The 21627-nt window shown below is 67.9% G+C and carries 18 protein-coding genes and 3 pseudogenes; 18 read left to right on the top strand and 3 right to left on the bottom strand.

The window, feature by feature from the left end:
* Window positions 1-4 precede the first annotated feature (4 nt).
* The 7 genes and pseudogenes from QUE33_RS05440 (at window position 5) to QUE33_RS05410 (ending at window position 8831) form a co-directional block, all read left to right on the top strand.
* A complete protein-coding gene (locus QUE33_RS05440; protein WP_286302366.1) occupies window positions 5-1426 on the top strand; it encodes an alpha,alpha-trehalose-phosphate synthase (UDP-forming) in 1422 nt (473 codons plus the stop codon).
* Entirely contained in the window at window positions 1423-2433 is a 1011-nt protein-coding gene (gene otsB, locus QUE33_RS05435) for a trehalose-phosphatase (protein WP_286302365.1), read from the top strand. Before QUE33_RS05440 ends, otsB begins: the two co-directional genes overlap by 4 nt.
* Window positions 2316-3961, top strand: a pseudogene (gene ilvD / locus QUE33_RS05430) (dihydroxy-acid dehydratase). The gene otsB and the pseudogene ilvD overlap by 118 nt, the downstream one beginning before the upstream one ends.
* 60 nt (window positions 3962-4021) lie before the next feature.
* Window positions 4022-5826: pseudogene (locus tag QUE33_RS05425) on the top strand (acetolactate synthase large subunit).
* A 3-nt stretch (window positions 5827-5829) separates the two neighbouring features.
* On the top strand, window positions 5830-6339 hold the full coding sequence (gene ilvN / locus QUE33_RS05420; protein ID WP_286302364.1) for an acetolactate synthase small subunit: 510 nt from the start codon (window positions 5830-5832) through the stop codon (window positions 6337-6339).
* 42 nt (window positions 6340-6381) lie between these two features.
* Window positions 6382-7410 carry a ketol-acid reductoisomerase gene (gene ilvC, locus QUE33_RS05415; RefSeq protein ID WP_286302363.1) on the top strand — a complete coding sequence of 343 codons (1029 nt, stop codon included), beginning with the start codon at window positions 6382-6384 and terminating at the stop codon, window positions 7408-7410.
* Between the two features lie 152 nt (window positions 7411-7562).
* The gene (locus tag QUE33_RS05410) at window positions 7563-8831 is read left to right on the top strand and encodes an alpha-L-fucosidase (RefSeq protein ID WP_286302362.1); all 1269 of its coding nucleotides are present in this window, start codon (window positions 7563-7565) and stop codon (window positions 8829-8831) included.
* Between the two features lie 44 nt (window positions 8832-8875).
* Here QUE33_RS05410 and QUE33_RS05405 read toward each other — a convergent pair whose 3' ends face one another.
* Window positions 8876-10006 (bottom strand): ROK family transcriptional regulator, encoded by a 1131-nt coding sequence (locus QUE33_RS05405; RefSeq protein ID WP_286302361.1) that lies wholly within the window; start codon window positions 10004-10006, stop codon window positions 8876-8878.
* Window positions 10007-10157: 151 nt separating this feature from the next.
* On the opposite strand from QUE33_RS05405, the gene QUE33_RS05400 reads away from it, so the two are divergent.
* Window positions 10158-11417: an ABC transporter substrate-binding protein gene (locus QUE33_RS05400; protein WP_286302360.1), complete on the top strand. Its 1260-nt coding sequence runs from the start codon at window positions 10158-10160 to the stop codon at window positions 11415-11417.
* Here QUE33_RS05400 and QUE33_RS05395 read toward each other — a convergent pair.
* Window positions 11354-12052 (bottom strand): hypothetical protein, encoded by a 699-nt coding sequence (locus QUE33_RS05395; protein WP_286302359.1) that lies wholly within the window; start codon window positions 12050-12052, stop codon window positions 11354-11356. The genes QUE33_RS05400 and QUE33_RS05395 overlap by 64 nt on opposite strands.
* Here QUE33_RS05395 and QUE33_RS05390 point away from each other — a divergent pair.
* The 7 genes from QUE33_RS05390 (at window position 12036) to QUE33_RS05360 (ending at window position 18046) form a co-directional block, all read left to right on the top strand.
* Complete coding sequence (locus tag QUE33_RS05390; RefSeq protein WP_286302358.1) at window positions 12036-12359, top strand: carbohydrate ABC transporter permease; 324 nt, start codon at window positions 12036-12038, stop codon at window positions 12357-12359. The genes QUE33_RS05395 and QUE33_RS05390 overlap by 17 nt on opposite strands.
* Window positions 12349-13272: a carbohydrate ABC transporter permease gene (locus tag QUE33_RS05385; RefSeq protein ID WP_286302357.1), complete on the top strand. Its 924-nt coding sequence runs from the start codon at window positions 12349-12351 to the stop codon at window positions 13270-13272. The genes QUE33_RS05390 and QUE33_RS05385 overlap by 11 nt, the downstream gene beginning before the upstream one ends.
* Window positions 13273-13278: 6 nt before the next feature.
* On the top strand, window positions 13279-14217 hold the full coding sequence (locus tag QUE33_RS05380) for an ROK family protein (protein ID WP_286302356.1): 939 nt from the start codon (window positions 13279-13281) through the stop codon (window positions 14215-14217).
* A gap of 61 nt (window positions 14218-14278) precedes the next feature.
* Complete coding sequence (locus QUE33_RS05375) at window positions 14279-15349, top strand: M81 family metallopeptidase (protein WP_286302355.1); 1071 nt, start codon at window positions 14279-14281, stop codon at window positions 15347-15349.
* Window positions 15328-15861 carry an MlrC C-terminal domain-containing protein gene (locus tag QUE33_RS05370; RefSeq protein ID WP_350226551.1) on the top strand — a complete coding sequence of 178 codons (534 nt, stop codon included), beginning with the start codon at window positions 15328-15330 and terminating at the stop codon, window positions 15859-15861. The genes QUE33_RS05375 and QUE33_RS05370 overlap by 22 nt, the downstream gene beginning before the upstream one ends.
* Window positions 15855-17201, top strand: a complete 1347-nt coding sequence (locus QUE33_RS05365) for an alpha-L-fucosidase (RefSeq protein ID WP_286302354.1) — start codon at window positions 15855-15857, stop codon at window positions 17199-17201. Before QUE33_RS05370 ends, QUE33_RS05365 begins: the two co-directional genes overlap by 7 nt.
* Window positions 17198-18046, top strand: a complete 849-nt coding sequence (locus QUE33_RS05360; RefSeq protein WP_286302353.1) for a copper homeostasis protein CutC — start codon at window positions 17198-17200, stop codon at window positions 18044-18046. The genes QUE33_RS05365 and QUE33_RS05360 overlap by 4 nt, the downstream gene beginning before the upstream one ends.
* Here the strand turns inward: QUE33_RS05360 and QUE33_RS05355 are convergent.
* On the bottom strand, window positions 18003-18926 hold the full coding sequence (locus QUE33_RS05355) for a hypothetical protein (protein ID WP_286302352.1): 924 nt from the start codon (window positions 18924-18926) through the stop codon (window positions 18003-18005). The genes QUE33_RS05360 and QUE33_RS05355 overlap by 44 nt on opposite strands.
* A gap of 71 nt (window positions 18927-18997) precedes the next feature.
* Between QUE33_RS05355 and QUE33_RS05350 the strand changes: the two genes are divergently transcribed.
* From QUE33_RS05350 to serA, 3 genes and pseudogenes are all read left to right on the top strand, one after another.
* Window positions 18998-19498 carry a DNA polymerase III subunit gamma/tau gene (locus QUE33_RS05350; RefSeq protein WP_286302351.1) on the top strand — a complete coding sequence of 167 codons (501 nt, stop codon included), beginning with the start codon at window positions 18998-19000 and terminating at the stop codon, window positions 19496-19498.
* Window positions 19495-19854, top strand: a complete 360-nt coding sequence (locus QUE33_RS05345; protein ID WP_286302350.1) for a hypothetical protein — start codon at window positions 19495-19497, stop codon at window positions 19852-19854. The genes QUE33_RS05350 and QUE33_RS05345 overlap by 4 nt, the downstream gene beginning before the upstream one ends.
* A gap of 117 nt (window positions 19855-19971) precedes the next feature.
* Window positions 19972-21590, top strand: a pseudogene (gene serA / locus QUE33_RS05340) (phosphoglycerate dehydrogenase).
* Window positions 21591-21627: the final 37 nt, after the last annotated feature.

Genomic DNA, 21627 nt, shown 5'->3' with positions numbered 1-21627 from the left:
CTCCATGGCCGCCGCAGAATTCGTCGTCGTCGCCAATCGGCTTCCTGTCGACCGGATCATCACCGCGGATGGCGAGGAGATCTGGCGCACATCGCCAGGCGGCCTTGTCGCAGCGCTCGAGCCGATGATGCACACCGTCGACGGAGCCTGGGTGGGCTGGGCGGGCCTGCCCGATCAGCAGCTCTCGCCATTCGAGGCGGACGGCATCCGCCTGATCCCCGTCACACTCAGCGAGTCCGAGATCGAGGAGTACTACGAGGGCTTCTCCAACGACACGATCTGGCCGCTGTACCACGACGTCATCGAGCCGCCGCAGTACCACCGGGAATGGTGGGACGCCTACGTCTCGGTCAACCTGCGCTTCGCCGAGGCCGCCGCAGCCGCTGTGGCCAAGCACGGCACCGTGTGGGTGCATGACTACCAGCTGCAGCTCGTGCCCGAGATGGTGCGCAATCTGCGACCCGACGTCACGATCGGCTACTTCCACCACATCCCGTTCCCCGCGCACGGACTGTATGCGCAGCTGCCCTGGCGCGACCAGGTGCTGCGAGGTCTGCTCGGCGCGGACGTGGTCGGCTTCCAGCGCACGCAGGACACCGCGAACTTCGTCGCGGCCGTCAAACGCCGTCTCGGTCTGGAGACCAAGGCGAACGCGGTGACGCTGTCAGACGGACGTCGCGTGCATGCCAAGGCCTTCCCGATCTCCATCGACACCACTCCGTACCGGGAGCTGGCACGGCGCCCCGACATCAAGGCGCGCGCCGTGGAGATCAGAGAGAGCCTCGGCAACCCGAAGCGGATCCTGCTGGGGGTGGATCGACTGGATTACACCAAGGGCATCCGTCATCGCATCAAGGCGTACGGAGAGCTTCTCGATCAGGGGCGGCTCTCGGTGGAGGACGCCACGTTCATCCAGGTGGCCAGCCCCAGCCGGGAGCGCGTGGACGCCTACATGCACCTGCGCGACGAGGTCGAGCTCGCCATCGGTCGCATCAACGGCGACCACGACACCCTCGGGCACACCGCCATCCGCTATCTGCACCAGGGGTTCCCGCGGGAGGAGATGGTGGCGATGTACCTCGCCGCGGATGTGATGCTCGTCACCGCGCTGCGCGACGGGATGAACCTGGTCGCCAAGGAGTACGTCGCCACGCGTGCGGACAACCGCGGCGTGCTGGTGCTGAGCGAGTTCACCGGCGCAGCCGACGAGCTGCGTCAGGCGGTGCGCGTGAACCCGCACGATATCGAAGGCGTGAAGGATGCCATCATGACCGCCGTCGAGATGCCGAAGGAGGAGCAGGCCAGGCGGATGCGGTCGCTGCGCAAGCGCGTGCTCGAGCATGATGTCGATGTCTGGTCGCAATCCTTCTTGAAGGCGCTCGACGACGCCAGCCATCACCGCCACTCCGCGGAGCAGCGGTCATGACTCGCAACTGGTCGAAGGACACCCCCGATCCCGCCGTCACGGCGATCGCCCGCACTCCCGTGCTGCTGGTCGCACTGGACTTCGACGGCACGGCGTCGCCGCTCGTGCCCGAGCCGATGAAGGCCAGGGCGATTCCCGAGATCGCCGACGTCGTCGCCCGGCTGGCAGCCATGCCCGACACCGAGGTGGCGTACGTCTCCGGCCGCAGCCTGGTGCACCTGCGCGAGATCGCCGAACACGCCGAGGACTCGCCGGTCATTCTCGCCGGCTCCCACGGCGCGCAGTACTGGTTCCCCGGCGAGGGTGAAGCAGACGTCGTCGAGAGCGCGCAGGATCGGGACCTGCGCGAGTCGCTGTACGCCGAGCTGGAGCCGCTGCTCACGCAGTACCCGGGCGTCGAGCTGGAGCGCAAGACCTTCGGAGTCGGCATCCATGGCCGCCCCGCCGAGCCGGCCGTGGAGCGTGCGGCCTTCGCAGCGGTGGACGAGGTGCTGGCGCGGCGTGCCGCGCACTGGCGCCGACGCACCGGTGACCGCATCCTGGAGTTCTCGTCCCGTGACGAGGGCAAGGATGCCGCGATCGGCATGCTGCGCGACCGTACCGGCGCGACCGGCATCCTCTTCGCCGGGGACGACGTCACCGACGAGGACGCTCTGCGGGCGCTGGGCCCCGACGACCTCGGCGTGCGAGTCGGCGAGGGGAGACCGCAGCGACGCTGCGTGTGGGATCCCCACAGCAGATCGCCGAAGTCCTGGACGTCATCGCGGCCGAACGTGACGCCGGTCGGGAATAGACTTCCGTCATGTCCACCCACGAAGATCCTTCCGGCGCGCCCGGGGCGCCCTCCGACATCGACATCAAGCCGCGCAGCCGCGTCGTCACCGACGGCATCGAGGCGACCACCTCCCGCGGAATGCTCCGTGCCGTGGGCATGGGCGACGCCGACTGGGACAAGCCGCAGATCGGCATCGCGTCGAGCTGGAACGAGATCACGCCCTGCAACCTGAGCCTGGACAGGCTCGCGCAGGGCGCCAAGGAGGAGTGCACTCCGGCGGCGGCTATCCGCTGCAGTTCGGCACCATCTCCGTCTCGGACGGCATCTCCATGGGCCACGAGGGGATGCACTTCTCGCTGGTCTCGCGCGAGGTCATCGCGGACTCGGTCGAGACCGTGATGATGGCCGAGCGGCTCGACGGGTCGGTGCTGCTGGCAGGCTGTGACAAGTCGATCCCCGGCATGCTCATGGCCAGCGCCCGCCTCGGTCTCTCCAGCGTCTTCCTCTACGCCGGATCCATCGCACCGGGCTGGGTGAAGCTCTCCGACGGCACCGAGAAGGACATCACGATCATCGACTCGTTCGAAGGCGTGGGCGCCTGCCGCGCCGGTCGGATGACCGAGGAGGATCTCAAGCGCATCGAGTGCGCCTTCGCCCCCGGAGAAGGTGCCTGCGGTGGCATGTACACCGCCAACACCATGGCATCCGTCGCCGAGGCGCTGGGCCTGAGCATCCCGGGTTCGGCGGCCCCGCCGTCGGCCGACCGCCGCCGCGACTACTTCGCGCACCGCTCCGGCGAGGCCGTGGTGAACCTGCTGCGCCAGGGAATCACCACGAAGGACATCCTCACCCAGGAGGCCTTCGAGAACGCGATCTCGCTGGCGATGGCGCTCGGCGGTTCGAGCAACGTGGTGCTGCACCTGCTGGCCATCGCGAACGAGGCCGGCGTCGACCTGAGCCTGCACGACTTCAACCGGATCGGTGACAAGGTGCCGCACATCGGCGACCTGAAGCCCTTCGGGCAGTACGTCATGAACGACGTCGACCGTCACGGCGGCATCCCGGTGATCATGAAGGCGATGCTCGATGAGGGCTTCTTGCACGGCGACGCGCTCACCGTCACCGGCAAGACCGTCGCCGAGAACCTGCGCGAACTGGATCCGGACCCCATCGACGGCGAAGTCATCCGCACCTTCGACAACCCGATCCACTCCTCCGGTGGCATCACGATCCTGCATGGCTCGATGGCTCCCGAGGGCGCGGTCGTGAAGTCGGCGGGCTTCGACGCCGACGTGTTCGAGGGGCCGGCGCGCGTGTTCGAGCGCGAGCGCGCGGCGATGGATGCTCTGGCGGCGGGCGAGATCAACGCCGGCGACGTCGTGGTCATCCGCTACGAGGGGCCCAAGGGCGGTCCCGGCATGCGCGAGATGCTCGCCATCACCGGAGCCATCAAGGGCGCGGGTCTCGGAAAAGATGTACTACTCTTGACAGACGGACGATTCTCAGGCGGCACAACCGGTCTGTGCATCGGCCACATAGCACCCGAAGCGGTGGACGCAGGTCCGATCGCCTTCGTGCGCGATGGTGATCTGATACGGGTCGATATCGCGGCTCGCTCCCTCGAGCTACTCGTCGAGGATGCTGAGCTGGAATCCCGCCGCTCTGGCTGGGAGCCCCTCCCTCCGCGCTATACCCGTGGCGTCCTCGCCAAGTACTCCCGTCTGGTGCGCTCCGCCGCCCAGGGCGCAGTGACCGGCTGATCCTTCAGTCCGGTCTCGGCTCCACATCGGAAACGCACCGTTCAGATACCAAGGAATGACATGACTCCTCCTGATTCCGCTCCCGCCGTGCCACGACCTCCAGCACGGAGCGTCTCGGCTCCCGAGCTCTCCGGAGCCGAGGCCGTCGTCCGCTCGTTGGAGAAGATCGGGGTGACCGACGTCTTCGGGCTTCCCGGTGGCGCCATTCTGCCGGTGTACGACCCGCTGATGGACGCCTCGGATCTGCGTCACATCCTGGTGCGGCACGAGCAGGGTGCCGGCCACGCCGCCGAGGGCTATGCCTCGGCATCCGGCAAGGTGGGCGTGTGCATCGCGACCTCCGGCCCGGGCGCGACCAACCTCGTCACCGCCATCGCCGACGCCTACATGGACTCCGTGCCGATCGTGGCGATCACCGGACAGGTGTTCTCGACGCTGATGGGAACGGATGCCTTCCAGGAGGCCGACATCGTCGGCATCACCATGCCGATCACCAAGCACTCCTTCCTCGTGAAGCGGGCGGAGGACATCCCGGGTGCGATCGCCGCGGCCTTCGAGATCGCCTCGACCGGCCGGCCGGGCCCGGTGCTCGTCGACATCACCAAGGACGCTCAGCAGGCCATCGCGCCGTTCGTCTGGCCGCCGAAGATCGACCTGCCCGGGTATCGTCCGGTGACCAAAGCGCACGGCAAGCAGATCCAGGCCGCGGCGACGATGCTCGCCGAGGCGAAGAAGCCGGTGTTCTACGTCGGCGGTGGCGTGATCCGCGGTCGCGCCTCGGCCGAGCTGCTCGCGCTCGCCGAGTCGTCCGGCGCTCCGGTGGTCACCACGCTGATGGCGCGGGGGCGTTCCCCGACTCGCATCCGCAGCACCTGGGGATGCCGGGCATGCACGGCACGGTGCCCGCCGTCCTCGCGCTGCAGGAGGCCGATCTCATCATCTCGTTGGGCGCGCGCTTCGACGACCGGGTCACCGGCCGGGTCTCGCTGTTCGCCCCGAAGGCGAAGATCGTGCACGTCGACATCGATCCTGCGGAGATCTCCAAGATCCGTACGGCCGATGTGCCGATCGTGGGTGACGTGCGCGACGTGCTGGTCGATCTCGACACCGCGTTCCGCGGAGCGATCGCTGGCTCCGAGCCCGACACCGAGGAGTGGTGGTCGTATCTGGACGGGCTGAAGTCCGAGTTCCCGCTCGGGTTCGCTCAGCCCAGCGACGGGCTGCTCTCACCGCAGCACGTCATCCAGCGCATCGGCGAGCTCACCGGACCCGAGGCGGTGTACGCCGCCGGCGTCGGGCAGCATCAGATGTGGGCGGCGCAGTTCATCAAGTACGAGCGCCCGAACTCCTGGCTGAACTCCGGGGGAGCGGGCACGATGGGCTACTCCGTTCCTGCAGCCATGGGTGCCAAGGTCGCCGAGCCTGACCGCGTGGTGTGGGCGATCGACGGCGACGGATGCTTCCAGATGACCAATCAGGAGCTCGCGACCTGCGTCATCAACAACATCCCGATCAAGGTCGCGATCATCAACAACTCCTCGCTGGGCATGGTGCGCCAGTGGCAGACGCTGTTCTACGACGGGCGCCACTCGAACACCGACCTGAACACCGGTCACGGCACCGTGCGCATCCCCGACTTCGTCAAGCTCGCCGAGGCATACGGCTGCCTCGCGATCCGCGTGGAGCGCGAGGACGAGGTGGACGCTGCGATCCAGAAGGCGCTGGAGACCGACGACCGCCCGGTGGTGATCGACTTCGTCGTGAGCGCGGATGCCATGGTGTGGCCGATGGTTCCCCAGGGCGTCAGCAACAGCTACGTCCAATACGCGCGTGATCACGCGCCGGCGTTCGATCAGGAGATCTGAATCATGGCATCGCATGTGCTGAGTCTGCTGGTGGAGGACACCCCGGGCCTGCTCACCCGCGTCGCCGGGCTGTTCGCCCGCCGTGGGTTCAACATCGAATCCCTCGCCGTCGGCGTGACCGAGGTGCCCGGCATCTCGCGCATCACCGTCGTCGTCGACGTCGACGCCCTTCCCCTCGAGCAGGTCACCAAGCAGCTGAACAAGCTGGTCAACGTGATCAAGATCGTCGAGCTCGAGCAGTCGGCATCCGTGCAGCGCGAGCACATGCTCGTGAAGGTGCGCACCGACAACAACACCCGCTCCAACGTGCTCGAGGTCGTGAACCTCTTCCGCGCCTCGGTCGTCGACTACGCGCCGGACGCGCTAGTGGTCGAGGTCACCGGCGACCAGGGCAAGGTGCAGGCGCTGCTGCGGGCTCTGGAGCCCTTCGGCATCAAGGAGCTCGCCCAGTCGGGCCTGCTCGCCATCGGCCGGGGCGGCAAGAGCATCACCGAGCGCGTCCTGCGCGGCTGAGCATCCATCATCTTCAGAACCACAACCAAGGAGAAACACACCGTGAGCACCGAGATCTTCTATGACGACGACGCCGACCTCTCGATCATCCAGGGCAAGAAGGTCGCCATCGTCGGCTATGGCTCGCAGGGCCACGCCCATGCGATGAACCTGCGCGACTCGGGCGTCGAGGTCGCCATCGCCCTTAAGGAGGGCTCCAAGTCGATCGCCAAGGCCGAGGAGGCCGGCTTCCCGGTCAAGACCGTCGCCGACGCCACCGAGTGGGCCGACGTGATCATGATCCTCGCGCCCGACCAGCACCAGCGCACGATCTACAACGAGTCCATCAAGGACCGCCTCACCGCGGGCAAGGCACTGGCCTTCGCGCACGGCTTCAACATCCGCTTCGGCTACATCGATGCGCCCGAGGGCGTGGATGTCATCCTGATCGCTCCGAAGGCCCCCGGGCACACCGTGCGCCGCGAGTTCGTCGCCGGCCGGGGCATCCCCGACATCATCGGTGTCGAGCGCGATGCCTCGGGCGGAGCCTGGGCTCTTGCGCTGTCGTACGCGAAGGCGATCGGAGGCACCCGGGCCGGCGTCATCAAGACGACCTTCACCGAAGAGACCGAGACCGACCTGTTCGGTGAGCAGGCAGTGCTGTGCGGTGGCGTGAGCCACCTCGTGCAGGCGGGCTTCGAGACCCTCACCGAGGCGGGCTACCAGCCGCAGATCGCCTACTTCGAGGTGCTGCACGAGCTCAAGCTCATCGTCGACCTGATGTGGGAGGGCGGCATCGCCAAGCAGCGCTGGTCGATCTCCGACACCGCCGAGTTCGGCGACTACGTGTCGGGCCCGCGCATCATCGACGCCGGTGTGAAGGAGCGGATGCAGGGCGTGCTCGCCGACATCCAGTCCGGTGCCTTCGCCAAGCGCTTCATCGACGACCAGGACAACGGCGCGAAGGAGTTCCTGGCGCTCCGCGAGAAGGAGCAGGGCCACCCGATCGAGACCACGGGCAAGGAGCTGCGTGCGCTGTTCGCCTGGAAGCAGTCCGACGAGGACTACGTCGAGGGCAGCGCCGCACGCTGACCCACGAGCATCGCAAGCGGGCGTCCTTCGGGGACGCCCGCTTCCGTCTGTATGGCGCTTGTGCACGTTTTCACGCCCGAAACCGTGCAGCAGCGCCAGATAGACGGGCTGGGCGGGACGTAGACATCCGATGTCTGTGCCAGGATTGAGGGATGCGACAGGAATGGTTCGACGAGGCCCGGTTCGGGATGTTCGCGCACTTCGGCGTCTACAGCGTCGCCGCCCGGCATGAGTGGGTGCAGAGCTACGAGCGCCTCACCGATGAGGAGTATCGGCAGTACGCAGACCATTTCGATCCGGATCGCTTCGACGCCAGGGCGATCGCGCGCAGGGCGAAGGAGACCGGCATGGGGTACGTGGTGCTCACCACGAAGCACCACGACGGCTTCTGCCTGTTCGACTCCGCCCTCACCGACTTCACCTCGCAGCACACCTGTGGGCGCGACCTCGTGCGCGAGTTCGTGGATGCCGTGCGTGCCGAGGGCCTGGAAGTCGGCCTCTATCACTCGCTGATCGACTGGCGTCATCCCGACTTCACCGTGGACTGGAACCACCCGCGCCGCGACGACGAGAACGCCGCTGCGCTCAATGAGGGCCGCGACATGGCTCGTTACCGGGAGCACCTGCACGGCCAGGTGCAGGAACTGCTGACGCAGTACGGCCAGATCGACTACCTGTTCTTCGACTTCACGTATCCGGAGGAGCGCGACGGCTGGGCGGGCAAGGGGCCGGAGGATTGGAACGCCGACGACCTGCTGGCCATGTGCCGTGAGCTGCAGCCCGACATGCTCGTCAACGACCGTCTCGGCATCCCCGCCGACTTCGTCACCCCCGAGCAGTACCAGCCCACTGCTCCGCTGGTCGACGCGAACGGCGTTCCGCAGGTCTGGGAGGCGTGCCAGACCCTGAACGGGTCATGGGGCTATCACCGTGACAACACGGATCAGAAGTCGCCCGCGCTGCTGGTGCAGATGCTCGCCGACTCGGTGTCGATGGACGGCAACATGCTGCTGAACATCGGGCCGGACGGTCGCGGCGCCATCGCACCGCGGGACGCGCGCACACTGGATGCGATCGGGGAGTGGATGCTGCTGCATCGCGACGCCATCGTCGGCGCGGGGCACGCGGAGTTCACCCCGCCGCGAGAGGGTGTCTACACGCGCCGGGGCGACAGGCTCTACCTGCATCTGTTCAGCTGGCCGCTCGGGTTCGTGCACCTGCCAGACCTCGGCGGGAAGGTGTCCTTCGCGCGGCTGCTGAACGACGGATCCTGGCTGAAGACCTCGGTGACGGACCCCGAGCAGCAGGCCTCACACATGACGCCTGCCGGCGAGGCGGAGGGCACGCTGACCGTGCATCTGCCCGTTCAGCGACCCGACGTGCTCGTCCCCGTGATCGAGCTGACGCTGACGGCCGGCTGACGCCTCTTCGGCTGACGCTTCTCCGGCTGACCCCGGCGGCGGCCTCAGCCAGCGGGGAGCTCGAGCCGTCCCATCGCCAGTCTCGCCGCGCCGCGCAGGATGGCGTCGGCACCGGTGCGGGCGGCCTCGATGCGCAGTGTCTGGGTGACCAGGGGATGACACGCCTCGTACACACGGCTGCGGACAGCGGCCAGGAACGGCTCGGACGCGCTCATGCTGCCGGTGAGGAACACGGCGTGCGGATTGAAGAAGTTCACCACACCGGAGAGAGCCTGACCCAGATGCGTCCCGGCCGTGCGCACGAGTGTGGTCGCCTCCGGGTGCGCGTCCCTGGCCAGTGCCAGCACGTCTTCGGTGGTCTGCACCGAGGCGTAGCCGCGCTCATGCATCTGCCGTACCAGGCTCGCGCCACTGGCCACGGTCTCCAGGCACCCGGTGTTGCCGCAGGAGCAGGGGATGTCGCCGCTGCCGTCGATCCTGGTGTGCGTGATATCGCCGGCTGCCGCTGTCGCGCCGCGGTGAACACGCCCGTCCACGATGATGCCGCTGCCGATGGCGGTGCCCGCCTTCACGGTGATGCTGTGCTTGTCCGTACCGAACTGCGCGGCATGCTCGCCGAGCGCGGCGAGATTCGCGTCATTGTCGACGACGGTGGGAACACCGTGGCGTTCGCGCAGATGATCGCCGACCTGGAACCCCGGCCACCCCGGCATCCGCGACGGCTGAGTGACCGAACCGCTGGCGATGTCCACCGGGCCGGGGAGGCTCACGCCTATCGCGCGCACCGAGGCGTTCTCCGCGAAGCGGTCGAAGACGGCACTCACCAGGTCAAGCGTCTTCTCGGGCCCTTGGGTGAGATCGATTGCGATGGTCTCGACGCGGCCGAGGTCTCCACCCAGCGTGTGCTTGCCGATGCGCGCGTGACCGCCACCGAGGTCGGCTGTGAGGATCGTGCCGGCTTCGGCGAGCTGCAGCACGCGCGGCCTGCGGCCCCCGCGTGAGTCGCCGTCGCCCGCCTCGCGCAGCACTCCGGAGTCCAAGAGCTGCTGCACGCGGGTGCCCATGGTGGAAGGTGCGAGGCCCAGCAGCGTCGCGAGCTCGCTGCGGGAGCGCGCTTCGCCGGTCGCGACCAGCTCGACGATGCGGCGGATGGAGGTGTCCTCGGTGTTCGACATGGCTGTCTCCTGGCTGGCGGCGATGCGATATCGGGAGAGACATCGGATGTTCGTCTTGCGTAAGTGTTCGAAGTATGAAAGCGTACCTTCGTCCAAGACGTTACCAGGTTAATTCGATGATCGAATCAACCTCCTTGCAAGGAGACAATCAATGAAGATCAAGCGTGTAGGTGCTGTGATCGCAGTCGCCGGCGTCGCCGTCGCCGTTGCCGGCTGCTCGAACGGTCCGGCCGCCGGGGGATCCGGCGATGGCGACACGATCGTCGTCGACATGTGGGCCGGCAGTGAGGACGACACGGCTGCGCTGAAGGCGCAGATCGATGTCGTCAAGAAGCAGAACCCCGACCTCAAGGTCGAGCTGCGCACGGCGCCCTGGGGCGACTTCTTCACCAAGCTGACCACGAACATGGCATCCGGGAACATGGCCTGCGTGACCGGGATGAACTCGGGCATGCTCGCCAGCTACACCGACGGGTTCGTCAAGCTCACCGACGCCGACCTCAAGGCCGCCGGCCTCGCGGAAGGCGATTTCGCCCCCGGTGCCACAGACATCCTCAAGAACAAGGGCGATCTGTACGGCCTGCCGTTCGACGTGTCGACCATGGTCACGTACTACAACGAGGACCAGCTCACCGCCGCCGGTGCGGAGCTGCCGAAGATCGGCTGGACCTTCGACGACTTCGAGACCACGGCCAAGAAGGCGACCACCGACGGGAAGTATGGATTCGGCATCGGGATGGGAGACTTCCAGTGGCAGGCGCTGCCGATCGCGAAGTCCGGAACCCAGCCGGTGTCCGTCGACGGCGACCTCCAGCTCACCGACCCGGGCTTCACCGCGGCCGCCGAGTGGTATGCCGGCCTGGTCACGGACGAGAAGGTCGCCGCTCCCGTGGCGTCCGCATCCGACGGGGGCTGGGGTGAGAACCAGTACACCAGCGAGAACGCGGCCATGGCCGTGGACGGCACCTGGAACGCGGTCGGCTACCTGAACAACGACGCCGGGTTCAAGGCGGGCCTGGCGCCGCTGCCCTCCGGCGACAACGGCAGCCTGAGCCTGGTGCTCGGCTCGGGCTTCGGCATCGCGAAGACCTGCGAGAACAAGGAGGCCGCGCTGAAGGTGCTCGGCTCTCTGCTCAGCAAGGATTCCCAGGACTACATCGCCTCGTCCGGCCGCAGCTACCCCGCACGCGCCGAGAGCCAGCCGCTGTACTTCGAGTCGATCGACCCGGAGTACCGCGATCAGGTGCAGGCGGTGTTCGAGGAGGCGTTCGCGCAGGTCGAGGGGCAGAACGTCTCCGATAACTGGGCCAAGGTCGGCACCTTCGTGCAGCCCGAGCTGGTCAGCGTCTACAACGGCCAGGAGTCGATGACCTCGGTGCTCGAGACCGCACAGCAGCAGTTCGGCAACTGACGGCTGCTGAACGAAAGGAATATCCGGAGATGACCACCACGATCGCTCCCCAGCGTCGTCGCGGGTCGCTCGCCAAGGTCGAGGCGCGCCAGGCGCTGGGCTTCGCAAGCCCAGCCCTGGTGGGCCTCGCCCTGTTCACGATCGTGCCGGTCGTCTTGTCCATCGTGATGAGCTTCTTCGACTGGCCGACGTTCGGCGATCGAACCTTCAACGGCGGTGCGAACTACGTCAGGCTGTTCGAGGACCCGAACTTCCTGCCGGCGCTGCGGAACACGCTGGTGTTCACCGTGCTCTACGTCCCTGCCAGCATCATCCTCTCGCTGCTGCTGGCGCTGGGCCTGGGCCCGCGCATCCGCGGTCGTGGCGCGCTGCGCGTGCTGTTCTTCATTCCGGTCGTGACACCGATGGTCGCGAACGTGCTCGTCTGGAAGATGCTGCTGCAGCCGCAGGGCCTGTTCAACGGGCTGGCGCAGACCTGGTTCGGCGCCGAGCTGCCGAACTTCCTCGCCGACAAGAACTGGGCGATGATCATGGTCGTCGTCATGAGCGTCTGGCAGGGCATCGGCTACAACATGCTGATCTTCTCGGCCGCTCTCGAACAAGCTGCCCGAGAGCGTGATGGAGGCTGCGGTCATCGACGGCGCACGCGGTCTCCGACTGACGTGGAGCATCATGATCCCGATGATCTCCCCGGCGATCTTCTTCGCCACCATCATGACCATGATCACCTCGCTGCAGGTGTTCGTCCAGCCGCAGATGCTCACCGGCGGAGGCCCCGGCAACGCGACGCTGCCTCTGGTGATGTGGATCTACAACCAAGGCTTCAAGTTCCAGGACCTGGGCCTCGCCGCGGCCGGCGCCTGGATCCTGTTCGCGCTGATCATCATCATCACCGCTCTGCAGTTCGGCGCACAGAAGAAGTGGGTGCACTATGAGCACTGACACCATGGAACCCCTGGTCCTCGGCGACGCGAAGGACGACGGCACGGCGGGTGCGGAGCGCATCCGCGGGCAGGCGCCGCAGTCCGCCGCCGGTCGGGTACGACTGATCCTCGCGCACATCGCGGTCTATGTCGCGGCGCTCATCTTCATGCTGCCGCTGATCTACGCGTTCTTCTCTGCGCTCAAGCCCAATGGCGAGATGTTCGCGATGCCTCCGCGCCTCATCGGCTCCGAGGTGCGCTGGTCGAACTTCGCCGAGGTGTTCGAGTTCGGCCCGTTCTGGACCTACATCGGCAACTCGCTGTTCGTCGCGATCGCGGGCACGCTCGTGGTGCTGTTCGTCTCCACCACGGCGGGCTACGCATTCGGGCGTCTGCGCTGGAGGGGCCGGGACGCCGTGTTCGTGCTGTTCCTGGCGACCCTGATGGTGCCGGCGGAGGTGCTGGTGATCCCGATGTTCCAGGTGATGCAGTGGTTCGGCTGGGTCGACACCTTCCAGGCGCTGATCTTCCCGTTCGCGTTCACCGCATTCGGAACGTTCCTCATGCGGCAGTTCTTCCGCGGCATCCCGTACGAGCTCGAGGAGGCGGCCCGTGTCGACGGCGCCGGCGCCGTGCGCACCTTCCTGCGGATCATCCTTCCGCTGTCGACCTCGTCGATCGCCGTGCTCGCGGTGTTCACCTTCATGAGCTTCTGGAACAGCTATCTGTGGCCGCTGATCGTGACGGTCGACTACAACGCACACGGCACTCTGCCCGTCGGTCTGGCGAGCTTCTCGGGGCTGACCGGAACGCGCTGGGACCTGCAGATGGCCGCATCGATCATCTCCATGATCCCGACGACGCTGCTGGTCATCATCCTGCAGAAGCACCTGGTCAAGGGCATCGCCATGGCCGGGCTCGGCGGGCGCTGAGCGACGATGACCGCATCGCACAGCACAGCCGTGCCCACCGGCGCCGACACGGTGCTCCTGGGCCTGGACATCGGCGGAACCAAGATCGCCGGACTTGTCACGGATGGGACGGGACAGATCCTCGCCCGCGATTCTGTCGTCGCGCCCGTCCGCGAAGGCGGACAGGCCATGGCAGCCGCGGCCACGGCGCTGGCCGTGGGCCTTGCGGGGAACGCGCGGATCCTGTCGGCGGGGGTGGGAGCCGCCGGCGTGATCGACCACGGTGCCGGGACCATCCGCGCCGCGTCGGCGACGTTCGTCGACTGGGTCGGCTTCCCACTCGCGGCCGAGCTGTCCGAGCGCCTGGGCGCGCCGGTGACCATCGAGAACGATGTGAACGCGTTCCTGCTCGGCGAAGCGGCGGATATTGCAGGCGACGCACTCGGCATCATGCTGGGGACAGGTGTCGGCGGTGCTCTGATCATCGACGGAGACCTGCGGCGCGGGCCGCACGGCGCGGCCGGTGAGATCGGACACACCGCCGGCTACAGCGACCTGGTCTGCACGTGCGGGCAGGTCGGACATCTGGAGACGCTCTCCTCGGGCACATCCATCGCACTGCGCTACGCCGAGCGATCGGGGAGATCCGCGAGCGGAGCCCGCGAGGTCGCGGATCGCGCGCGGGCGGGGGACGAGCATGCGATCGCGGCGTTCCACACAGCAGGGCACGCACTGGGACTGGCCTGCGCCCGTGTGGCGACTCTGCTGGATCTGCCCGTCGCTATCGTCGGCGGCGGCGTCGCGCACGCCTGGGATCTGCTCCAGCCGGGGATCGACGCCGCACTGGAGGCGAACGCGCCGGTCTCCGGTATCCCCCTCGAGATCAGACCGGGGCGACTCGGGTCGGATGCGGTCGCGCTCGGTGCGATCGAGTCCGCACGCCGTGCCGTTCCGGTCGTCGCCTGACCGGCAGGCGTCAGCTGCACAGCATCCGCACCCCGACAGCCCCGAAATCTGAGGAGTCCCCGTGACCATTCGTCCCGAAGCCAGTGAGATCTGGATGGGTCCGCTGCCTGCCGTCGCCGACGGCGGTCTCGCCGCACCGCGGATCGGCATAGCCGGGATCTCGATCGAGTCGAGCACGTTCTCGCCGCACGTCTCCGGCGATGAGGCGTTCACGATCCGTACCGGCGCAGACCTTCTCGGCTACTACCCGTTCCTCGACGAGGGACGGGAACTGCGCGCCGCCGCGCGCTGGACACCCATGTACCACGGCCGCTCGCTGCCCGGGGGAGCGGTGGCGGCCGAGACGTACGCGCGGATGAAGTCCGCGATCGTCGACGGCATCCGCGACAGCATCCGCACCGACGGCGCCTTCGACGGCTTCTTCTTCGACATCCACGGCGCCATGAGCGTCATCGGAATGACGGATGCCGAGGGCGACCTGGCCACCGCGGTGCGCGCCGCGCTGGGTCCGGACACGCTCATCTCGACGTCGATGGATCTGCACGGCAACGTGTCAGAGGTGCTGCGCGACCAGGTGGACCTGCTCACCTGCTACCGTATGGCACCGCACGAGGACTGGATGAACACCAAGGAGCGCGCGGTGTGGAATCTGCTCACGCGCCTGCGCGGGCCCCACGGTGCCGATCCAGTGCTGCGGCGGCCCTTCACCGCCTGGGTGCCCGTCCCGGTGCTGCTCCCCGGTGAGAAGACCAGCACACGGCTCGAGCCTGCGGCGGGTCTGTACGCGGAGCTGCCGAGGATCGAGGCGATGGACGGCGTGGTGGACGCGTCGATCTGGATCGGGTACGCCTGGGCCGACGAGCCCCGCTGCCAGGCATATGTCGTCGTCACCGGCGACGATCGCGAGCTGATCGCGCAGGAGGCCGAGCGGATCGCACGGCGGTTCTGGGAGGCTCGCGCCGACTTCGTGTTCGTCGCACCGACGGCGACGCTCGACGGCGCGCTGGATCGGGCTCTCGCACCGGGGGCGGCGCGCCCGTATCTGATCTCGGACTCCGGCGACAACCCGACCGCCGGCGGGGCGGGGATGTCACCTGGACGGCGACCGAGCTGCTCGCGCATCCGGAGCTGACCGACGGCACCCGCACGACGCTGGTCGCATCGATCTTCGATGCGGATGCGGTGCAGGCCGCACGCGAGGCGGGCATCGGCGAGATGGTCACACTCACCGCGGGCGCCCGGATCGATGACGGGCCGAGCGGCCCCGTCGAGATCACCGGTCGGGTGTTCTCGATCACCGACGGCGACCCGGATGCCGGTCCGCAGGCGGTCATCGCCGTCGGCGGACTGCACCTCATCATCACCACGCGACGCAAGCCCTTCCACCACCTGGACGATTTCCGGATGCTCGGGCTCGACCCCGAAGCCGCCGACATCGTCGTCGTAAAGATCGGCTACCTCGAGCCCGAACTGTACGATCTGGCCGCAGACTGGACGCTGGCTTTGACTCCCGGCGGCGTCGACCAGGATCTGCTGCGCCTGGGACACCACAACCTGGCATCCGGCGTCTATCCTTTCGACACCGCCGGGAACCCGCCCCTCACGGCGCACGTGAGCCGACGCGAGGAGACCTCCGCATGCTGAACTTCGAGACGCGCACCGGCCCCGACTTCGGGGCGGCAGCGCCCACCTATCCGAGCAACGGCGTGCCGGAGTGGTATCGGGATGCCAAGCTGGGCTTCTTCGTGCACTGGGGTCTCTACTCTGTGCCGGCATGGGCGGTGCAGCACGGCGAGGGGGTGAACATCCCCGCCGAAGACGCCTACGCGTCGCACCAGTACGCGGAGTGGTACGGCAACACCGTCCGCATCCCGGGCAGCCCGACCTGGGAGCGTCATCAGCGGGTGTACGGGCCAGGAACGTCCTACGAGGACCTCGCCGATCTCTGGGACGCGCAGTCCTTCGACGCCGGCGCCTTCGTCGCCGAGCTGGTCGGAGCCGGGGCGAAGTACGTCATCCCGACCACCAAGCACCACGAGGGCTTCTGCCTGTGGAACACCGCCACGACCGGGTTCAACGCCGCAGTGCGCGGCCCCCGGCGCGACCTGATCGGCGAGATCCACGATGCCACGCGCCGTGCCGGTGCGAAGTTCGGCGTCTACTACTCCGGTGCTCTGGATTGGCACGTCAGCGACTTCCCGCCGATCGAGTCCGACACGGACCTGTTCCGGTTCCGTCGCAACGACGAGCATTTCTCACGCTACTCCGCAGCGCAACTGGAGGAGCTCGTGCAGAGGTTCTCACCCGACGTGCTCTGGAACGACATCGAATGGCCCGACGGTGGGAAGGGGAGTGAGGACTACGCGGTGGCCGCACTGCTGTCCCGCTACTTCGACACGGTGCCCGACGGCGTCGTCAACGATCGCTGGGGTGTTCCGTATCACGGGTTCCTCACCCGGGAGTACCGCGACATCCCCGACATCCTGCACGAGCCGTGGGAGTCCACCCGTGGCCTGGGCTACTCCTTCGGCTTCAACCAGGCCGAGGACGAGCGGCAGTCGCTCTCCGGTGCCGAGCTGATCCGGATGCTGATCGATGTGGTCTCCAAGAACGGCAATCTGCTGATCAACGTCGGGCCCGCGGCGGACGGCACGATACCGGCACTGCAGCTGCGGGCCATGCGCGAGATGGGTGCCTGGCTGGAGCAGAACGGGCGAGCCGTGTACGGCACCAGGCCGTGGATCCGATTCGGCGAGCCGGTCGGGACCCCCGTGCGATACACGTCATCTGCGGATGGTGTGCACGTGCATGCCCTGGATCCAGCCGTCGGAGAGATCGTGCTGCCCGATGAGCTGGCCGCTCGTGAGGCGAGATGGGCCGACGGGTCCAGCGCGGCGAGCAGCACGCGACCCGATGGCACCGTGGTGCTCACCGTTCCCGATGGGCTGCGCTCCGCACCGGCCGCAGTGGCGACGATCGCATGAATCGCGGCGGGATCGGCCCCGGGATCGGCCATGAGACACCTGAGGCACCCGAGACACCCGCGGCACCCGCGCGGGTGAAGCTCGAGATCGCCGTGCAGGACGCCGCGGGTGCGCGCACGGCCTTCGCCGCCGGCGCAGATCGTGTCGAGCTGTGCCAGGCGCTGTCCGCCACCGGCGGGCTCACCCCGTCGGCGGCGACGATCGACGCTGTTCTGCAGACCGCAGAGAATCCGCAGCGGGTCGCCGTGCTGGTGCGCCCGCGCCCTGGAGGGTTCGTCTACGACGCCGACGAGATCGCTCTGGTGACCGCGGATGTGCGCGAGGCCGTGCGCCGGGGAGCGGGTGGTATCGTCATCGGCGCCATGACGACGGACGGGCGTGTGGACATCGACGCCATGCGTCGCTGGATGGATGCCGCCGGAGATGCCGAGGTCGAGTTCCACCGTGCGATCGACATCGCGCCGGATCCTGTGGCGGTCATCGACCAGCTCATCGAACTCGGAGTGCGCCGCGTGCTCACCAGCGGCGGCGCGGAACGCAGCATCGACGGCCTCGGGCTGATCGCCGCCCTCGTGGAGCGCTCGGCGGGGGCCGTGGAGGTCATGCCCGGCGGGGGAGTGCGGGTGCAGGACATCCGGTGCCTCGTCGAGGCGGGTGCGGATGCGGTGCATCTGTCGGCACGGGCATCGTCCTCGGACACCTCGCCGAGCGGTCCTGGCGGCGGCTCAGCAGGATTCGACGTCACGGACGGTGCGATCGTGGCCGCGGCGCGTACAGCGGTGGATCGCGCTCTGGCCGCGCCTACTCGGCCGGAACAGCCTCCTCGACCTGCAGCGGCGGGGTGACCCCTTCGCCCCACACCGGTGCGGGAAGCGTGGTGATCTGGCCCGCCTGGAACTGACGCAGCGCATCAGCGATCTCGGCGGCGTTCTCGGGCACGGGCAGGCCACACTTCTCCAGCTCCGAGGCGAACTTCAGAGTCAGTCGCTCCTTGTGGGCCTCGACGGCCTCCGCGGTGGTGCCAGTGTGGATCTCACTGCCGGTCTGGATGTCGGAGACCTGGTCGCACACGTGGTACACGGAGCCGCCGGCCACCCAGGTGACCTGGTCCGCGCCGAGCAGCTGGATGACCGCCGACTGATCGGCGGTGTACTTCTCGACAGATGACGGGTTGAAGTCGACGCCGATGAACACGGCCAGAGCCGCGAGCACGATGCCGACCACACCGGCCGTGGTCTTCTGACCCTTGTCCATGTCCTTGTTCAGGAAGATCAGGATGATCAGCGGCACGAAGGCGATGATGGCGATGATCGCACCGAGCTGGTTCTGCACGAAGAACCGCACCGTGTCGGACTTGCGGGCCGGGTCCAGGCGATTGGCCTTCTTCCACAGCACCGAACCGGTGATGGACAGCGCTGCGATCACGACCAGCAGCACCAGCAGGGTGATGAAGGCCCACTGCGGGAAGGTGGAGGTTGCGACATTCTCCTGCAGAAGGCCGGTCTCCGGATCGCGTACGAGTCCACCCTCGGTGGTGACGACGCGTTGGCGCAGCAGCCAGAAGATCCCCACTGCTTCGCCGGCGATGGCGACAGCCCAGAGCACGGCGGCGATCCAGCGGAACGTCGTGGCCTTCTTCTTGGCCTCGGGCGTGGGCGTCCACCCGCGCTCGGCGGCGGCGGATGCTGCGCCCGGCCGGACGTCCTTCTTCTTGCTCTCTGCCACGGTGTCCTCCCGGTGTGGTTTCGCCACTGAGCATAGTGGGAACGGCGAGTCCACCTCGGTACGCTGAGGGGATGAGATCCGACGCAGACGACGACGCGCTCAGCTGGGAGGGGGACGATGCGCTCGATGCGCCTCGCCCCGCAGTGTGGGCTCCTGCTTCCCGGACCCCGCAGCTCGCAGGCGACGGAGCGCAGGCATCCGTTCCCACTCCGGCAACAGCAGCAGCGGCAGAAGCAGCGGCAGACGCGACGGATGCCGAGGACGAGCCGCAGGGGCTGGGAACAGTCAGCCTGGTGCTGCTCGGCATTCTCGGCGGCATCTACCTGCTCTACACGATCGGCTGGATCATCGGCGGCGTCGGGATGCAGGCGCCCGTGATGTTCACGCTTCCCGCCGTGCTGTATCAGGCGGCACTGTGGGTAGCCGTGCTGGCCCCGGCGCTCTGGTTCGCGGCGGTGCTCGTGGCGACGCGGGGCTCGAAGGACTGGGTGCGCGTGGTGTGGCTGATCGCCGGTGCGGCGCTGCTCGTGCCGTGGCCGTTCGTGGTCTCCGGCGGAGGCGGTGCGCTGTGAACGCCGACGTCTCCACGGCGGGCGCCGTGCCCACCGCATCCGGGCGTCTTTCTCGCGTGCTGCGCGCCGCCGTGACCGGCGTGGGCGGGCTCGCCTACGCGTTCATCATCTGGACCGCGGTGTTCTACGCCATCCAGATCACGGCGGGCGGCATGAGCGGCTACGGCTGGTTCATCCTGCTGCTCCCGGCGATCGTGGCCGCGGTGGTCTTCGTCGTCGTGCTCGTGCTCCTGCGGCGTCGCGGGGTGGGTGCCTTCGCCCTGGCGATGCTGGCCGGACTCGGTCTGAGTGCGGTGTTCCTGCTCGACACGTTCAGCTACGTGATCCGCAACCTCGCCGCGCTGACCGGGGCCTGAACGACGTCACACGGTCTTCGGGCGGGTTCGCCCTGCGGTAAAGTGTGTCCCGATCGCGCCCCGACGGAGTGCGGCGCATCGACCGCCCTCCACCGTGCGCTGCCCCGAAGGATACCTGTGTCGAACACCTCTGCATCCAAGCCCGTCGTCCTCCTCGCGGAGGTGCTCTCGCCCGCCACGATCGAGGCGCTCGGCCCCGACTTCGAGGTGCGGCAGGTCGATGGCACCGACCGGCCGGCGCTGTTCGCCGCGCTGGCCGATGCGGATGCCGTGCTGGTGCGCTCCGCGACGAAGATCGATGCCGAGGCTCTCTCGCACGCGCCGAAGCTCAAGGTCGTCGCCCGTGCCGGCGTCGGCCTGGACAACGTCGACATCAAGGCGGCCACCACCGCCGGTGTGATGGTCGTGAACGCGCCGACGTCCAACATCGTCTCGGCCGCCGAGCTGACGATCGGGCACATCATCAGCCTCGCCCGCCGCATTCCCGCGGCCAACGCCTCGCTCTCCAGCGGAGCCTGGAAGCGCAGCTCGTTCACGGGGGCTGAGCTCTTCGAGAAGACCGTCGGCATCGTCGGCCTCGGGCGCATCGGCGCGCTCGTCGCCGCCCGTCTGAACGCCTTCGACATGCGTGTGATCGCCTACGACCCCTATGTCACCAGTGCTCGCGCCCAGCAGCTGGGCGTGCAGCTGGTGACGCTCGAGGAGCTCACCGCCGAGGCGGACTTCCTGACCATCCACATGCCCAAGACCCCGGAGACGACCGGGATGATCGGCGCCGAGCAGTTCGCCGCCATGAAGCCGTCCGCCTTCGTCGTCAATGTCGCGCGCGGCGGCCTGATCGACGAGGCCGCTCTGCACGAGGCCCTCGTCGCAGGGGAGATCGCCGGGGCGGGACTGGATGTCTTCACCTCCGAGCCCCCGCAGAGGGCAGCACCGCACAGGCACTGCTGGGCCTGCCGAACGTCGTCGTCACCCCGCACCTGGGGGCGAGCACCGAGGAGGCGCAGGAGAAGGCCGGTGTGTCGGTCGCTCGCTCGGTGCGCCTCGCACTCGGCGGCGACCTGGTTCCGGATGCCGTGAACGTCGCCGGCGGCGTGATCGACCCGTACGTGCGCCCGGGCATCCCGCTGGTCGAGAAGCTCGGCCAGATCTTCTCCGCGCTCGCACAGTCGCCGCTGACGAGCCTGGACGTCGAGGTGCACGGCGAGTTGAACGACTACGACGTGAGCGTGCTCAAGCTGGCCGCGCTGAAGGGCATCTTCACCAACGTGGTCAGCGACACCGTCTCCTACGTCAACGCGCCGCTGCTGGCCGAGCAGCGCGGTGTGGCCGTGCGTCTGCTGAAGGATGAGGTCAGTGAGGAGTACCGCAACATCATCACCCTGCGCGGTGCGCTCTCCGATGGCGCGCAGCTGGCCGTCTCGGGAACCCTGACCGGCCCGAAGCAGGTCGAGAAGCTCGTCGCGATCAACGAGCATGCGATCGAGCTGCCCATCGAGAAGCACCACGTCGTGATGATGTACACCGACCGTCCGGGCATCGTAGCCGTGTACGGTCAGAAGTTCGGCGAGGCGGGCATCAACATCGCCGGCATGCAGATCGCCCGTGAGGCGGCCGGTGCGCAGGCGCTCAGCGTGCTGACGCTGGATTCGCCGGTCAGTGACGAGCTGCTCGCCGACATCAGCGCGGCGATCGACGCCGACCTGTTCCGTCAGGTGGAGCTCACCGAAGTCTGAACCATGACTCGTGGTCGGGGCGACACGGCGGCCCCCG

The sequence above is a fragment of the Microbacterium suwonense genome (assembly GCF_030296555.1).
GTDB lineage: Bacteria > Actinomycetota > Actinomycetes > Actinomycetales > Microbacteriaceae > Microbacterium > Microbacterium suwonense.
This window is presented reverse-complemented; position numbering and strand designations above follow the sequence as displayed.

Coding starts and splice junctions, on each gene's coding strand:
- QUE33_RS05410 (WP_286302362.1), top strand. CDS start 7,563: ATGCGACAGGAATGGTTCGACGAGGCCCGGTTCGGGATGTTCGCGCAC.
- ilvN (WP_286302364.1), top strand. CDS start 5,830: ATGGCATCGCATGTGCTGAGTCTGCTGGTGGAGGACACCCCGGGCCTG.
- QUE33_RS05395 (WP_286302359.1), bottom strand. CDS start 12,052: ATGACCGCAGCCTCCATCACGCTCTCGGGCAGCTTGTTCGAGAGCGGC.
- QUE33_RS05400 (WP_286302360.1), top strand. CDS start 10,158: ATGAAGATCAAGCGTGTAGGTGCTGTGATCGCAGTCGCCGGCGTCGCC.
- QUE33_RS05390 (WP_286302358.1), top strand. CDS start 12,036: ATGGAGGCTGCGGTCATCGACGGCGCACGCGGTCTCCGACTGACGTGG.
- QUE33_RS05385 (WP_286302357.1), top strand. CDS start 12,349: ATGAGCACTGACACCATGGAACCCCTGGTCCTCGGCGACGCGAAGGAC.
- QUE33_RS05365 (WP_286302354.1), top strand. CDS start 15,855: ATGCTGAACTTCGAGACGCGCACCGGCCCCGACTTCGGGGCGGCAGCG.
- QUE33_RS05380 (WP_286302356.1), top strand. CDS start 13,279: ATGACCGCATCGCACAGCACAGCCGTGCCCACCGGCGCCGACACGGTG.
- QUE33_RS05360 (WP_286302353.1), top strand. CDS start 17,198: ATGAATCGCGGCGGGATCGGCCCCGGGATCGGCCATGAGACACCTGAG.
- otsB (WP_286302365.1), top strand. CDS start 1,423: ATGACTCGCAACTGGTCGAAGGACACCCCCGATCCCGCCGTCACGGCG.
- QUE33_RS05440 (WP_286302366.1), top strand. CDS start 5: ATGGCCGCCGCAGAATTCGTCGTCGTCGCCAATCGGCTTCCTGTCGAC.
- QUE33_RS05405 (WP_286302361.1), bottom strand. CDS start 10,006: ATGTCGAACACCGAGGACACCTCCATCCGCCGCATCGTCGAGCTGGTC.
- QUE33_RS05350 (WP_286302351.1), top strand. CDS start 18,998: ATGAGATCCGACGCAGACGACGACGCGCTCAGCTGGGAGGGGGACGAT.